Annotated in this window: 10 protein-coding genes and 1 pseudogene; 8 read left to right on the top strand and 3 right to left on the bottom strand. The window is 38.2% G+C overall.

All coding sequences use genetic code 11. The features are described 5' to 3' along the window. From EJF25_RS20380 to EJF25_RS20395, 4 genes are read left to right on the top strand one after another with little or no spacing between them, the layout of a single operon-like run. Entirely contained in the window at positions 1 to 669 is a 669-nt protein-coding gene (locus tag EJF25_RS20380) for a cobalamin B12-binding domain-containing protein (protein ID WP_125042489.1), read from the top strand. Between the two features lie 10 nt (positions 670 to 679). Next, positions 680 to 1,681: a uroporphyrinogen decarboxylase family protein gene (locus EJF25_RS20385; protein ID WP_125042490.1), complete on the top strand. Its 1,002-nt coding sequence runs from the start codon at positions 680 to 682 to the stop codon at positions 1,679 to 1,681. A gap of 11 nt (positions 1,682 to 1,692) precedes the next feature. Next, complete coding sequence (locus EJF25_RS20390; RefSeq protein WP_125042491.1) at positions 1,693 to 2,403, top strand: vitamin B12 dependent-methionine synthase activation domain-containing protein; 711 nt, start codon at positions 1,693 to 1,695, stop codon at positions 2,401 to 2,403. A gap of 27 nt (positions 2,404 to 2,430) precedes the next feature. Next, positions 2,431 to 3,498, top strand: coding sequence for a uroporphyrinogen decarboxylase family protein (locus EJF25_RS20395; protein WP_125042492.1), 1,068 nt, complete (start codon positions 2,431 to 2,433; stop codon positions 3,496 to 3,498). Positions 3,499 to 3,663: 165 nt separating this feature from the next. Here EJF25_RS20395 and EJF25_RS24970 read toward each other — a convergent pair whose 3' ends face one another. Next, positions 3,664 to 3,858, bottom strand: a complete 195-nt coding sequence (locus EJF25_RS24970) for a helix-turn-helix transcriptional regulator (protein WP_125042493.1) — start codon at positions 3,856 to 3,858, stop codon at positions 3,664 to 3,666. Between the two features lie 557 nt (positions 3,859 to 4,415). Then, positions 4,416 to 4,850: an ISAs1 family transposase gene (locus EJF25_RS20405; RefSeq protein ID WP_125042494.1), complete on the bottom strand. Its 435-nt coding sequence runs from the start codon at positions 4,848 to 4,850 to the stop codon at positions 4,416 to 4,418. 484 nt (positions 4,851 to 5,334) lie between these two features. On the opposite strand from EJF25_RS20405, the pseudogene EJF25_RS20410 reads away from it, so the two are divergent. The 4 genes and pseudogenes from EJF25_RS20410 to EJF25_RS20425 all read left to right on the top strand — a co-directional run bounded on the left by EJF25_RS20410 (position 5,335) and on the right by EJF25_RS20425 (position 11,077). Further along, positions 5,335 to 6,312: pseudogene (locus EJF25_RS20410) on the top strand (IS982 family transposase). A 350-nt stretch (positions 6,313 to 6,662) separates the two neighbouring features. Next, on the top strand, positions 6,663 to 8,042 hold the full coding sequence (locus EJF25_RS20415; protein WP_125042495.1) for an arylsulfatase B: 1,380 nt from the start codon (positions 6,663 to 6,665) through the stop codon (positions 8,040 to 8,042). Positions 8,043 to 8,432: 390 nt separating this feature from the next. Beyond that, on the top strand, positions 8,433 to 9,785 hold the full coding sequence (locus EJF25_RS20420) for a sulfatase family protein (protein ID WP_125042496.1): 1,353 nt from the start codon (positions 8,433 to 8,435) through the stop codon (positions 9,783 to 9,785). A 110-nt stretch (positions 9,786 to 9,895) separates the two neighbouring features. Then, on the top strand, positions 9,896 to 11,077 hold the full coding sequence (locus tag EJF25_RS20425) for a MalY/PatB family protein (protein ID WP_125042497.1): 1,182 nt from the start codon (positions 9,896 to 9,898) through the stop codon (positions 11,075 to 11,077). Positions 11,078 to 11,249: 172 nt separating this feature from the next. On the opposite strand, the gene EJF25_RS20430 is transcribed toward EJF25_RS20425, so the two are convergent. Continuing rightward, complete coding sequence (locus EJF25_RS20430) at positions 11,250 to 14,066, bottom strand: M16 family metallopeptidase (protein ID WP_125042498.1); 2,817 nt, start codon at positions 14,064 to 14,066, stop codon at positions 11,250 to 11,252. Positions 14,067 to 14,069: the final 3 nt, after the last annotated feature.

The following is a 14,069-nucleotide window of genomic DNA, read 5'->3' on the forward strand; positions in this document are numbered from 1 at the left end:
ATGGATGATATTTTAGAACAAATTGCATTATGTGTGGAAAACGGGAAAATCAATCAAAGTTCTCCTTATCCACCAACTATGAAAGGGCAATTAGGTGCGGATGAACTCACTTTACAGGCATTAGAAGAGGGTACTGCACCTTCGGATGTACTTTCGAAGGGATTGATTGTTGGTATGGGACGAATCGGAACAAAATTCCGTGAAAATAAGGTTTTTGTGCCGCAAGTGTTGATGAGTGCCAAAGCGATGAATGTAGCAATGGCACATCTGAAAAGTTTTTTTATGGATGGTTCGGTAAAAAGAAAGGGAAAAATAATCATTGGTACGGTGGAAGGTGATCTACATGATATCGGAAAGAATTTGGTGAGTATGATTGCTGAAGGAAATGGTTATGAAGTAATAGACTTGGGGGTAGATGTTACTGCTGATAAGTTTATTGAGGCCATCAAAATGAATCCGGGCGCATTTGTCGGAATGTCTGCTTTGCTTACGACCACGATGGTTAATATGGAAAAAATAAATAAGTTGATTAAATCGGAGTTTCCTGAAGTAATAACTTGTGTTGGCGGTGCTCCGTTGAATGATGATTTTGCAAAAAAGATAGGAGCTGATTACTATACTAACGAACCTCAGGCATTGGTAGAGATTTTGGATAAGTTGATCGCATAAAAGGAACAGTATGAATATTGATAAATGGATAAAGGATATAATAAGCGCACGCGAACGTTGTACCATACCTATTATGACCCATCCCGGCATTGAAATGATAGGAGCTCCCGTTAAGGACGCTGTTCAAAACGGAGAGATACATGCGCGGGCAATTCATGAACTGGGTAAAAAATATCCTTCGAAAGCAGCCACTGTGATAATGGACTTGACAGTTGAGGCAGAGGCTTTCGGGAGTTCTATTTCATTTCCGGAAAATGATATGCCACATGTCTTGGGAAGTTTGGTTGATTCTGCAGGAATAGAAGGGCTACAGATTCCTTCTTTAACTTCCGGTAGAATACCTGAATATATACAGGCAAATAAAAGGGCTGTCGAAATGATAACCGATAAACCTGTTTTTGCAGGAGTTATAGGTCCTTTTTCTCTTGCTGGAAGATTGTATGGAATGTCCGAAATAATGATTGCTTGTTATTTGGAACCGGATGCTATTGCTTTATTACTCGATAAGTGTTCCCACTTTATAAAGAATTATTGCATGGAACTAAAACGTACCGGTTGCTCCGGTGTTATAATTGCAGAGCCGGCAGCAGGATTGTTGTCCAACGAAGATTGTTTGCAGTTCTCTTCTTTATATATAAAGGAGATTATTGATAATGTACAGGATGATTCGTTTATGGTGGTCTTGCATAACTGTGGAAATACCGGTCAATGTACGGATGCCATGTTGTATACAGGTGCTAAAGCCTATCATTTTGGAAATGCGATATCGATGGTTGAGGTTCTGAAGCAATGTCCGGCCGATGTTTTGGTTATGGGTAATATAAATCCGGTGGGTGTACTTCGTATGATGTCACCACAACAGATTGAAAGGGAAGTAATCTCTTTATTGGAGCAGACTGCGGGGTTTCCGAATTTTGTGTTATCGACGGGGTGTGATGTACCTCCTTGTGTCCCGATTGAAAATATTCAGGCATATTATAATGCACTATTGTTTTTTAATAACAGAATATAGATCACTCTTTGATGGCTACATTTATTTATTACAGTCCCACAATTTGGGAAACAGGGATTCTTCCCAATGATGTTCTGGACATGCTGCACGAAACGGATTGTTCACCGGATAATCCGGTAGTGAGCGATGTATCGGACATCTATGGGAGGTTACATGAAATCTCCGACATAAAAGGAGGGTATGCCATTTTTGAAGATATCGAAAGGTTTCCGGAAACGGGCGAGATAAGGATAGAAAACCGGATTTTAAAGACGTCACATAAAATTTGCAAATTGATGGAAGGGGCAGAACGGATGGTTGTTTTTATCTGTACCGCTGGGCAAGGATTTACGGAAGATGCCCGGAGATATAATAAAGAAGGAGACTATCTGAAAGGATATATTGTAGATACTTTTGGAAGTGCGTTAGTCGAGAAATCAATGGATTTTATTCAGGCGGCACTAGAAAAACAGATGCAAAAGGATGGAATGAATATAACTAATCGCTATAGTCCCGGTTATTGTAATTGGCCTATAGATGATCAGAAACAACTTTTTTCATTGTTACCTTCCAATCAATGTGATATTATGCTTTCGGAGAGTTGCCTGATGATTCCTATAAAATCAGTAAGTGGTATTATAGGGATTGGTAAAAAGGTAAAGAAAAGTAGTTACTCATGTGCAATTTGTAACAATCTGACATGTATATATCGCAAGGTGAAAAACAAGAATAATCAATATTGAATAAGTAATTTGTAAACTAATCATATAATGGATAACATGACTCCTAAAGAACGTATTTGGGCAACTATAAACCGCCAGTCCGTCGATCGTCCGCCAGTAGATCTTTGGTGTACGCCCGAAGTTCTTGATTCTCTTCGCAAATACACTTCAGTCCAAGACGAATTGGCTGTTTATCATCAGTTGGGAATAGATAAAATAGTTTGGATATTTCCCGGTTACGGAGGACGTTTCTTCGATCCGAATGATAGTGGTGAGATAACCATGTGGGGGGTACCGACCCGAATAGTAAAGGCCGGTTTGGCTACCTACCAAGAATATATCAATCCGCCAATTGCAGATTACATGGATCCGTCCCAATTGCTTTATTATCCTTCTTGGCCTGATCCGGATAAATTTGATTATGCAGGAGCAAAAGCATTAGCAAAAGAGGCCCGTTTCTGGAATTTTGCAACGATAGGTCCCTGGATTTCTCATTTTGAAATATATTGCCAGATGCGTGGCTTGGAAAACGCTTTGATGGATACTTTGGCAAATCCGGAATTCCTGGATGCGACAGTAGAACGTATCGATGCAATTCAAACAGTAATGCTGGAACGGATGCTTACGGAATTGGATGACGAACTAGATATTGTTTTTATAAGTGATGATATGGGAATGCAGGATAGCATGCTGATCTCGTTGGATTCATGGGAGGTGCATTTTAAGCATAGGCTCAAGAAGTGGTGTGACCTTATCCACAGTTACGGAAAAAAAGTATTATATCATACAGATGGGGCTGTTTTTCCTTTGATTCCGGGATTGATAGAATGTGGAATAGACATATTGAATCCGATACAGCATGTTTGTCCGGGTATGGACAGGGCAAACTTGAAACTACAATATGGGAATAATCTGATTTTTCATGGAGGAGTAGAGAATCAGCGGACTTTGCCGATGGGAACTGTCAGCGAAGTGATTGAAGAAACTAAAAAATGTCTCGATACTTTAGGTAAAGATGGAGGTTATATTTGTTGTTCGTGTCACAACGTGCAGGCCGGAACTCCGGTAGAAAATATATTGGCAATGGTCGATACAGTGAAGTCCTATACAAAATGATGAAATAGTATAATAGAACGTATGACCGATTTGAAATGATTATTTGTCGTCGTTTTCTAAATCGGCTGTGTCTTTATATCCGACCATATAGCCTATCTCTTTTACATTCATAGATGAATTAAGTAATAAGTTTTTAGCCTTTTGGAATTTTAATTCTGATATAAATCATGCTGGTGAAACGTTAGTATACTCTTTGAAAAGTTTTCTAAATCGAGAATATCCCATATTGATTTGTTGGGCAACTTCTTCTGGTGATATTCCTGTTATGACATTTTCTCTCATAATTATACGAAATTGATTGATTTTCTCTATGGCAGTATCATCTGTATAGTGTTGATTACATTCATAATAGATAGCCATTTCCAGAATAAGATTACCGATTCCTGCTAATACTTGCTGGTTATACAGAATTCATGTTACAATAGCAAAATATTCGCTATTACTAGAAAGATAAATGCTACAATAAAATATTTGTAGCAGTTTTGTTCTCACTCTACTCTAACAGTTGCTACCACTCCCCAAACGTCGATAAACAGGAAGATGCAAACGAAAAGTGAGAGCGTGAGAGCAAACGTCGAATCAATTTGATTTTCCCAATTTCAACTGTGGAAATGCCCAGGCGTACGCATTATAATTTTCTGCTATTCTTTTCCCATTTCCGTTGAAGAATTTTTTCTAAGTACTGCTCGTCTCATCCTGCAATTTTCCTTTCTGATACAATTCCTATTCTTTTTGGATCATTCTTTATTAGTCTTAATGCCATTTTATAAATAGCAGAAAAATTCTGTGCCGCATTTTTTCTTTTTTGCCCGCGTCTTCCCTAAAGGAGACATCCAATTGCCAGTGCAACTTATGTTCAATCCCCCAATAAAATCGTATATCTTCTGCCATAAGTTTAGGGTCTTTATGAAAAGAATTCATATAATATCTAACTTCTGTCCTTCAATCTCTCGTGTACAGGTTAATTTAATAAGCGAACGTAACCCTATCCATTCTTTAAATATATACGATAAACAATCCTCCGGTTCGTAAGCAATACATTCTTTGGTTCCTTTTCGTCCATGACTTTTCTCTGTTATAAAATATCTGGAGAAGTATCCCGCCAAATATAGACGAGTATCTTCACTGAAAATTTTATGGCAAAAATCATGAAAGTTGCGTTGATTCTTTTTTATACACAAGATATAGTCTGCATGGTTTTCAACAATATACTTGGTTATCTGCTTTTGACATCTCATAGCATCAATCGTGATAACGCAATCTGTCAGATCAAGAGCTTTGATAAGTTTAGGAATAGCCGTTATTTCATTGGATTTATTATGGACTTTTATTTGCCCTTGCCCCGGACTGATTCCATTATTACATGCCTAAGCGTTGCCATGTGAAGTTTATCAAAAGATGAAGTTCGCTTATCGGGGGATGGTCTAGAGGTGGAATGATAAGGACTCGCGCCTTTAATCTGTTTACCATCAATGGCTACAACACCGACATACTTGGAGCATAAATTCTCTACTAAAAACGAAATTCTTCTTCAAAATAGATCGGATCAAGAACATTAACACAACGATTCAGAGTATCGTGAGAAGGGATGCCTTGAAAATCGGGAAGATGGCGAGCAAAAAAAACTTTCATGAAGTGAAAGCCGCTATTTTCTCCCACGTTTCCGCACAACAAATAACACCGACTAGACTGACGAACATGATAGTACCGACACTATGATGTTTACAACGATCAATGTGATGATCTTGAATACCAATTCAAAAAGTGACTAAATCCATATTTTTGCCATAAAGATACATATTACTAACCCGTTGGCGGAATTAAATATATAACTGTATGAGTATTAAAAAATTGTCCATATCATTGATATTTAGTAAATTAGTAGTGACCAAACTATTAATAACAATCAATTCCATGTACAACTTATATGCAATATTCGTAAGATTTCTCGACATCTGCAAGGAATTGTCCGATAATTTGGTGAATGAGTCCGGTAATATTCCACGATGTGGAGTAGTTCCCAGATTTTCGGACTTGGAAATCATAGCCCTCAGCCTGACATCAGAAGCGATCGGTATTGACAGTGAGTCCTTCCTGTTTTCCAAGCTAGAGGAATATAGGACGGAAATCCCTAATCTGGTCTCCTGTCGACAATATAATGACAGACGTAAATACACGTCTTCACTCTGTAAAGTTATTCGTGATAGGATGATTCAACGTCTGGATGGATGTGAAGAATACTTTTGCATAGATTCCCAGCCGATATAGGTTTGTCGCTTAGCTCGTGCAAGACGATGCAAGATGGGGAAGAATAATTATGAAAAATCTCCTGTAACCGGCTATTGCGCCTCCCAAGGTGTATATTACTATGGTTATAAGTTACATGCTCTTTGCGGATTGAACGGGGTTGTACATTCATTTGACCTGACAAAGGCTAATGTACACGATATTCATTATTTGGAGGATGTAAAGACAGAATATAACAATTGCACTGTCATCGGTGATAAGGGATATATCAGTGCAGAGGTACAATTGGATTTGTTTGAAACAGTAAATATCAGTCTTGCAGTGCCATATCGGTCAAATCAGAAGGACTGGAAACCTACATTCACTCCGTTTGCGAAGTTCAGAAAGAGGATTGAGACACTTTTTTCACAGCTTTGTGATCAATTTATGATTGTTAGGAACTATGCAAAGGATACAGAAGGATTGTTCACCCGCATTGTCGGGAAAATCAGCGCACTGACAATCCTACAATATATTAACAAACTAAAGGGAAGACCCATTGGAAGAATTAAATATGCGCTAATGTAATTCCGCCAACGGGTATTACTAAGAAAGAAATACAAAAGTAGAGGAAATTTATAATGCGTACGCCTTGGGAAATAAATACAGTGCTACTTAGAATGGGAAGAAAATAACCCGATTAGAATAGTTTCAATCTTCAGATACGTTTAATTGTTAATAAGCTTGAAAATGAGAGGCTTATTTTTTACTTTTGCCAAATGGAAGGTCTATAAATATATTCCCTTTACTTTATTAATTGGCAGAGATATCTAAGAAACTAATTATTGTATCTGATACTATTGATGCTTATGACTGGAAAGAGTCTTAGTGACAACTCCCTTATTTTATGTAGATCTGTAATTTATAAAAGATATATCATGAGAAAAGAGTTTTTAGGTTTGATTTGCGGGTGTAGTATGGTGCCAGGATTTCTCTATGCACAGTCGGAACATCCCAATATAGTGATTGTGGTTGCAGATGATTTAGGCTGGGGAGATGTCGGATTTCATGGCAGTGAAATAAAAACTCCTTGTCTGGACGCTTTGGCTGAAGAAGGTGTCGTACTTGATCGGTTTTATACTGCTCCTGTTAGTTCACCTACTCGTGCCGGTTTATTGACAGGACGTTATCCTAACCGGTTTGGTATACGTACTGCTGTTATTCCACCTTGGCGTGAAGATGGTCTGGACGAGAATGAAGAAACATTAGCGGATTTATTGGAACATAATGGTTATAAAAACAGAGCTATTATCGGTAAATGGCATTTAGGGCATACCCAAAAAGTACATTATCCTTTAAACAGAGGATTTTCTCATTTTTATGGTCACTTGAATGGTGCGATAGACTATTTCAATCATACAAGGGAAGGTAAGTTGGACTGGCATAATGGCTGGGAAACATGTTATGATGAAGGTTACTCTACCGAACTTATAACGAAGGAAGCTATTAAATGTATTGATACCTATAAAAAAGAGGGTCCATTCCTGTTGTATGTAGCTTATAATGCACCCCATACACCTTTGCAAGCACAGGATAAAGATATCCAACTCTATTGTGATAACTTTGAAAGTCTTCCGAAGGTGGAACAGAAAAGAATCACTTATCGTGCAATGGTTTCTTGTATGGATAGAGGCGTAGGAGCGATTGTCGAGACCTTAAAAGAAAAAGGGATCATGGATAATACTCTTTTTATCTTTTTCAGTGATAACGGTCCTGCTAAACAAGTACCCGGTGCTTCTTCGGGAGAATTACGTGGTGGTAAATTTAAAGAATGGGATGGGGGAGTCCGTGTACCGGCTGTTGTGTATTGGAAAAAGGCAGAAAGTAATTATAAGAATTTAAGTTCGCAGGTGACGGGATTTGTGGATATTGTTCCGACTGTGAAAGAAATTATTGGGGACAGAAACATCCCTAAACGTGCGTATGACGGAATAAGTATACTCCCTGTCTTGAAAGGGGATACTAAATGTATTGACCGTGATTTTTATCTGGGATGTGGTGCTGTTGTGAATAAAGATTATAAGTTTATAAAGAAAGACGGTAACCCGAAACTTAATCTAACAGAAGATTTTCTAGTTGATTACAAAACAGACCCTTATGAAAGAAAGAATGCAAGTGTGAATAATGAGCAGATAGTGAAACGTTTGTATCAGATTACTGAAAAATATGATACAATAACACCTTCAGTTCCGGAAGTTCCATATGATAAAGGACAAAAAGGGTTTAAGGCTCCAAAAGAATGGAAAGTAATACGTTGATTATTATAAGTATGTCATTACCAATTATTTATAATCTGATCGCATCTGTCATTCAAAACAAAGTGAAGAATCTCTTTTCTTTGCACATACTAAAGAAGGGATTCTTTGCTACGCTCTGCATGACAGATAGTATACAAGTATCAATACAAATTGATCTTTTAGTTTAAGATTTTATATGATAAAAGATAATTAATTGGTACATTTGTACAGTATTATATAAAAGAAGTATCTGGTCATTCTGAGCTTGTTGAAGGAGCTATTCTTCTGTAGACACAAAGAAGAGATTCTTCCTCCTTTCAGCCGTCTGAATGACAGAGACAATCATTTCGTCATTAATAGAACTTATGATCGTATTCTTTTAATGAAAGTATTAATAAAACACTGATAATTATGGTTTTTAATAAAATGTATTTAGGTCTTTTGGGAGCAGTCTCTATGACATCCCTACAAGCTGCTGAGCGTCCTAATATCGTCATTATTTATACAGATGATATGGGGATAGGAGATTTATCTTGCTACAATAGTGGCTGGGTAATGACTCCTAATATTGATCGATTGGCTGCAAATGGTCTTAAGTTTAATCATTACTACACAGCATCTCCGGTAAGCTCACCTTCCCGGGTGTCTTTAACCACAGGAATGTTTCCTACTGAGTGGGGAGTGAATACCTTCTTACACGATAGAAAGGGAAATGCGAATTGTGAACAGTTAGATTATCTGGATGCTTCTGCCCCTTCTATGGCGAGATCTTTAAAAGAGGTAGGTTATTCGACTGCTCATATTGGTAAATGGCATATGGGAGGGGGACGCGATGTGGATGATGCACCACAGATACCTCGCTATGGCTTTGATGAATATGTATCGACTTATGAAAGTCCCGACCCAGATAAACTGATCACCGCATCTAATTGGATATGGAGTAAACAAGACAGTATTAAGCGGTGGGAACGTACCGGATATTTTGTTGATAAAGCATTGGATTTCTTGTCACGGCATCAAGGTTCTCCTTGTTTTGTAAATCTTTGGCCTGATGATATGCATGATCCTTGGATCCCGCAAACGAAGTTTTTCGATGATAAAAAGAGTTGGGCTAGCAAACCTAATTTTGTAGCTGTGCTGCAAGAGTATGATAGGCAGATCGGACGCTTTATTGAAGGTTTGGAGAAGCTGGGTATGTTAGAGAATACATTGATTATTTTTACAAGTGATAATGGTGCTTTACCTACATTTGAACAAGTACGTACCAATGGCTTACGTGGCTCGAAAGTAAGTCTGTATGAGGGAGGGGTGAGAATGCCATTTATCATTAGTTGGCCGAAGAAGATTAAAGGTGGGGAAATAGAAGATGAGAGTGTAGTTTCTTCGGTGGATCTATATCCGTCACTTTGTGCTATTACCGGTGCTAAAATGCCAAAGGGATTCAATTACAGTGGCGAGGATATGAGTAAGGCATTGTTAGGAGTTAAAGAATTGTGTCGTCATAAGGACCTGATGTGGGATTTTGGTCGTAACCGGTTCTTTGGTCGCCCGCCTCAACCGCATCATCAAAGTCCTCACTTAGCTATCCGAAGAGGAGATTATAAGTTATTGATAAATTCCGACCGAACCCGACTGGAATTATACGATATTAAAAAAGATCCTAATGAAACAACTAATATTGCGGATAAATATCCGGAATTGTGTAAGCAGTTAAGTGATAAAGTGATTAACTGGTATTTTACAAAAAGAAAAGTTCGCCAATAATGTTAGGAGTTAAGGTAATCTTATACTTTTGTCAATCATAAGTACAAGATGCTGTAAACTTAGAAATTTGTGCTACTTTTGTTGTATCTAACATAAAAGTATAACGTCATATGAACTATAATTTTGATGAAATAATAGACCGTAAGGGTACAAATTCCCTAAAATGGGATGCTGTGGAAGGTCGTTGGGGACGCAACGACCTGATTCCAATGTGGGTAGCCGATATGGATTTTCGCACAGCACCTTTTGTTGTCGAGGCTTTGAGGGAACGCTTGGAACATGAAGTTCTGGGTTATACATTTGCTTGCAAAGAATGGGCAGAGTCTATTATTAATTGGTTAAAAGAACGTCATGGATGGACAATACGGGAAGAAATGCTAACCTTTACCCCTGGTATTGTTCGTGGATTGGCATTTGCTATCCAATGTTTCACAGAAAAAGGAGATAAAGTGATGGTAATGCCTCCCGTTTATCACCCTTTCTTTCTGGTGTCGCAGAAGAATGAACGTGAAGTTGTGTACAGTCCGTTGATTTTAAAAGATGGTCAGTATCATATCGATTTTGATAGATTCAGGAAAGATGTACAGGGCTGTAAGTTACTTATTTTGAGTAATCCTCACAATCCCGGAGGACGTGTATGGACGAAAGAAGAGTTGTCACAGATTGCTGATATTTGCTATGATAACGGTACTTTGGTCATTTCTGATGAAATTCATGCAGACTTGACTTTACCACCATTTAAGCATCCTACTTTTGCTTTGATTTCAGAGAAGGCACGGATGAATTCACTTGTTTTCATGTCACCAAGTAAAGCATTTAATATGCCCGGTTTGGCAAGTTCGTATGTGATTATTGAGAATGAAGAAATCCTCCATCGTTTCCGGAACTTTATGGAGGCTAGTGAATTTAATGAAGGACATCTGTTTGCTTATCTTAGTGTGGCAGCAGCTTATAGTCATGGAACTGAATGGCTGGATCAAGTGATTGCTTATATAAAAGGGAACATTGATTTCACCGAAAGCTACTTGAAAGAAAATATTCCTGCTATAAAAATGATTCGTCCGCAAGCCTCTTATCTGATATTCTTGGATTGTCGTGAATTAGGACTAACACAGAATGATTTGAATCAATTATTTGTAGAAGATGCACATCTGGCATTGAATACCGGAACTACATTCGGTAAAGAAGGAGAAGGGTTTATGCGATTGAATGTTGCTTGTCCACGTGCTACACTTGTACAGGCATTGGAGCAATTAAAGGAAGGTAAGTCGAACTTTTTCAAAAGATTATAATATACTATGATAGGGATTATTCTATTCTTCGCTTTTTGTTGAATAGGACATTTCTAGTTGTTTTCATTTTACGTAAGTTCAATGAAACATTTAATATGTGAACAGAAATAAAAAGGTCGGGACATTTTGTGTTGTCTCGACCCTTTTGTTTATGTAGAGTGATTGCTTTGTATCATTGTTTTTCGGGTAAGAGCACGAACTTCATTACCGTAGAAGTATCAATACATTTTGCTCCGGCCTGTTGAATATTACCCGGAGTCAAAGACTCTACCTGTTCTCTTTGGGTAGATTCAGAATCTACTTTATCTTGGTTCCGGTATGCATGGAATATATTCAATAACCATATACCGTTTAACTTCAAGTCAGACTCAAGTGCTACTCTTTTTTTCTGTTTTACACGTTCCACTTCTTCCTGAGTAGGTCCATCCGATATTAGCTTATTTATTTCAAGTATTGCTCTGTCGCATAATTTTTCATAAGCCTCTGTATTTGTACCAAATGCAAGATTCAGTTTGGCATAATCTTCGTGCAATTTTTTCAGTGATCCTGAAACACGAACACCATAAACACCACTCATCTCAATACGCATACTCTCGTATAAACGGCTGTTGAGTATATCTATAAAGGCATTGTAGCAAAACTCTGTATCTTTATTCCAGGGTACTTTCTTAGAGAATCGGAGATTGACATTTACTTTATTATCTTTCCCTTTATGGAATACATATTCTTTCGGACCAGTCGGGGTAACAAAATGCTGTTCTACAAACGAACGTTTGGTTGAAGCATTCGTGGGAAGTCCACCCAGGTAGGTCAGCACAAAAGGTTTCAATGCTTCTAAGTCAACGTTTCCAACAAATACATAAGTGAAACCTGCTGCATTACCAAATCGATTTTTATATATTTCTACAGCTTTTTCGAAGTTTGCTTTATCCAGTCTGTCGGGAGTAGGCCAAAGAAGACGTCGGCTATTTCCGTTACTCATGATTTTATCTATCTCATATCCAAAGAATTGATCGGGACTATCCAGTAAATGAGCATATTCTGCACGTTCTTTTTGCATCACGCGTTCAAAGGCTGCTTTATCAAAATATGGAGCTGTATGATATAAATATACTAATTGAAAGAACTCCTCCATATCTTGAGAACCAAATTTGCCGGACATTGACTCATTATAAAGAACTAGTGATTGAGTGATCGAAATATCTTTGCCAACCATTAACCTTCTTAGTTGAATGTTATTTATGCCATTCACTCCACTTTCATCTTGTATGCGTGTGGCATATAGGGCGGACATGTCATCGTCTGCGTCAAACATACTATATCCACCATCGGAAGTAGCGCGGAAAAGAATTTGATTATTCTTAAAATCAGTTGGTTTAATCACTACCTTTACACCATTCGACAAAGTCCATTCTGTTATATTGGTATCGGAAAAATATTTTTCTGATACGATCGTTCCTGCTTCAGGAGTGAAGTTCATTAATTCATTTACTATTTCCCCTTCATCATATGGTTTGATGTCTCTAAGCGGAGCTTCCTCCAGAATAGCCCGTAGTTCATCATCGGTAGGATAGTAGCTTCTGTCCTGCGGACCGGTAATGACTATCGTTCTATTTTTCTTAGTCATATACTTTGTAGCTAATTCATTTATCATGTTTACGCTTACGGTAGGAAGTGTAGACAACAAAAAATGGTATTCAAAATTAATTCCCGGCATTGGATTTCCTGTCAGGTAGTTTACTTGACACTCATCCGCATATAGGTCAGAGGCTGTTTTATCACGTTCCTCATACCATCTGTAATATTTTGCCAACAGTTTCTTTTTAGCTCTGTCTAATTCAGTAGCACTAAATCCATATCGCCTGATTCGTTCGTTCTCATCTGCCAGAGCTGTAAGTGTTGCAGTTACTTTATCCGGTGCGCAACGGGCATAACATGAGTAAGTATCTACATCTCTAAAGTAATTGGAGTATCCTATTTCCGCTTCAGAGAAAGGAACCGTACCTTGTTCTGTGGCTTCGGATAAACGAGCATCCACCATGGAGGAGTATAAGCTGTGGCAAATATTTTTTAGATAATCCTTTTGTGTTACTATCTGCTGCGGCTTATGTTTGTAGGAAATTTCTACAGAACATCCGCTTGTCTCTTTATCAGTAGCTACTGCCACACGCAAGTCTTTATGATCGGGCACATAATGGTGGGTACGCTTCTCCACCTTTGATGGCATAGCATAGGCTGCAAATTTCTCTTTGATGGATTTTTCAATCGTTTCAGGATCAATGTCTCCAACTACAATAATAGCAGTCAGATCCGGTCTATGCCATTTTTTATAGAAATTCCGCAGTACATCATAGGGGAAATTTGCAATGACCTCTTCTTTACCTATCGGCAAACGTTTGGGATAATCCGAACCTTTAAACAAAATGGGCAGATATTGTTCTCTTATACGGGTAGACGCTCCTTTTCCTAAACGTAGTTCTTCAATGATGACTCCGCGTTCGCGGTCAATCGCTTTCTCTGTCAAGGCTAGATTCATAGCCCATTCTTGTAAGATATGAAGTCCTAAGTCAAGGTGTTCTACTGGGATTGGCAGGTAATACACTGTTTCTTCAAAAAAAGTGGCTGCATTGAGTTCACGTCCCAAATGTACGCCGATTCCTTCCAGTTTATTTACCAGTTCAGTGCCCGGAAAAGAACTCGTTCCGGTAAACGACATATGTTCCAGAAAGTGACTAAGTCCTTGCTCTTCATCCGTTTCAAGGATAGAACCGGCATTAAATACTAATCGCAATTCTACTTTTTGGGCAGGCACTTCATTGTGACGGATGTAATAAGTCATTCCATTATCTAGCTTGCCTACTTTTACATTCTCGTCTATGGGTAGTTTTTGTAACGGATGATAGAGAAAGGTTTCACTTTCTTGTCCGGTGACAAATGTCGGATAAATCAACATCAGCCCTAATAAAAGCATTGGTATTTTTATGTTCATAAC

This window comes from Bacteroides faecalis, from assembly GCF_003865075.1.
Classification (GTDB): Bacteria; Bacteroidota; Bacteroidia; order Bacteroidales; family Bacteroidaceae; genus Bacteroides; species Bacteroides faecalis.

Coding starts and splice junctions, on each gene's coding strand:
- EJF25_RS20380 (WP_125042489.1), top strand. CDS start 1: ATGGATGATATTTTAGAACAAATTGCATTATGTGTGGAAAACGGGAAA.
- EJF25_RS20385 (WP_125042490.1), top strand. CDS start 680: ATGAATATTGATAAATGGATAAAGGATATAATAAGCGCACGCGAACGT.
- EJF25_RS20390 (WP_125042491.1), top strand. CDS start 1,693: ATGGCTACATTTATTTATTACAGTCCCACAATTTGGGAAACAGGGATT.
- EJF25_RS20395 (WP_125042492.1), top strand. CDS start 2,431: ATGGATAACATGACTCCTAAAGAACGTATTTGGGCAACTATAAACCGC.
- EJF25_RS24970 (WP_125042493.1), bottom strand. CDS start 3,858: ATGGCTATCTATTATGAATGTAATCAACACTATACAGATGATACTGCC.
- EJF25_RS20415 (WP_125042495.1), top strand. CDS start 6,663: ATGAGAAAAGAGTTTTTAGGTTTGATTTGCGGGTGTAGTATGGTGCCA.
- EJF25_RS20420 (WP_125042496.1), top strand. CDS start 8,433: ATGGTTTTTAATAAAATGTATTTAGGTCTTTTGGGAGCAGTCTCTATG.
- EJF25_RS20425 (WP_125042497.1), top strand. CDS start 9,896: ATGAACTATAATTTTGATGAAATAATAGACCGTAAGGGTACAAATTCC.
- EJF25_RS20430 (WP_125042498.1), bottom strand. CDS start 14,066: ATGAACATAAAAATACCAATGCTTTTATTAGGGCTGATGTTGATTTAT.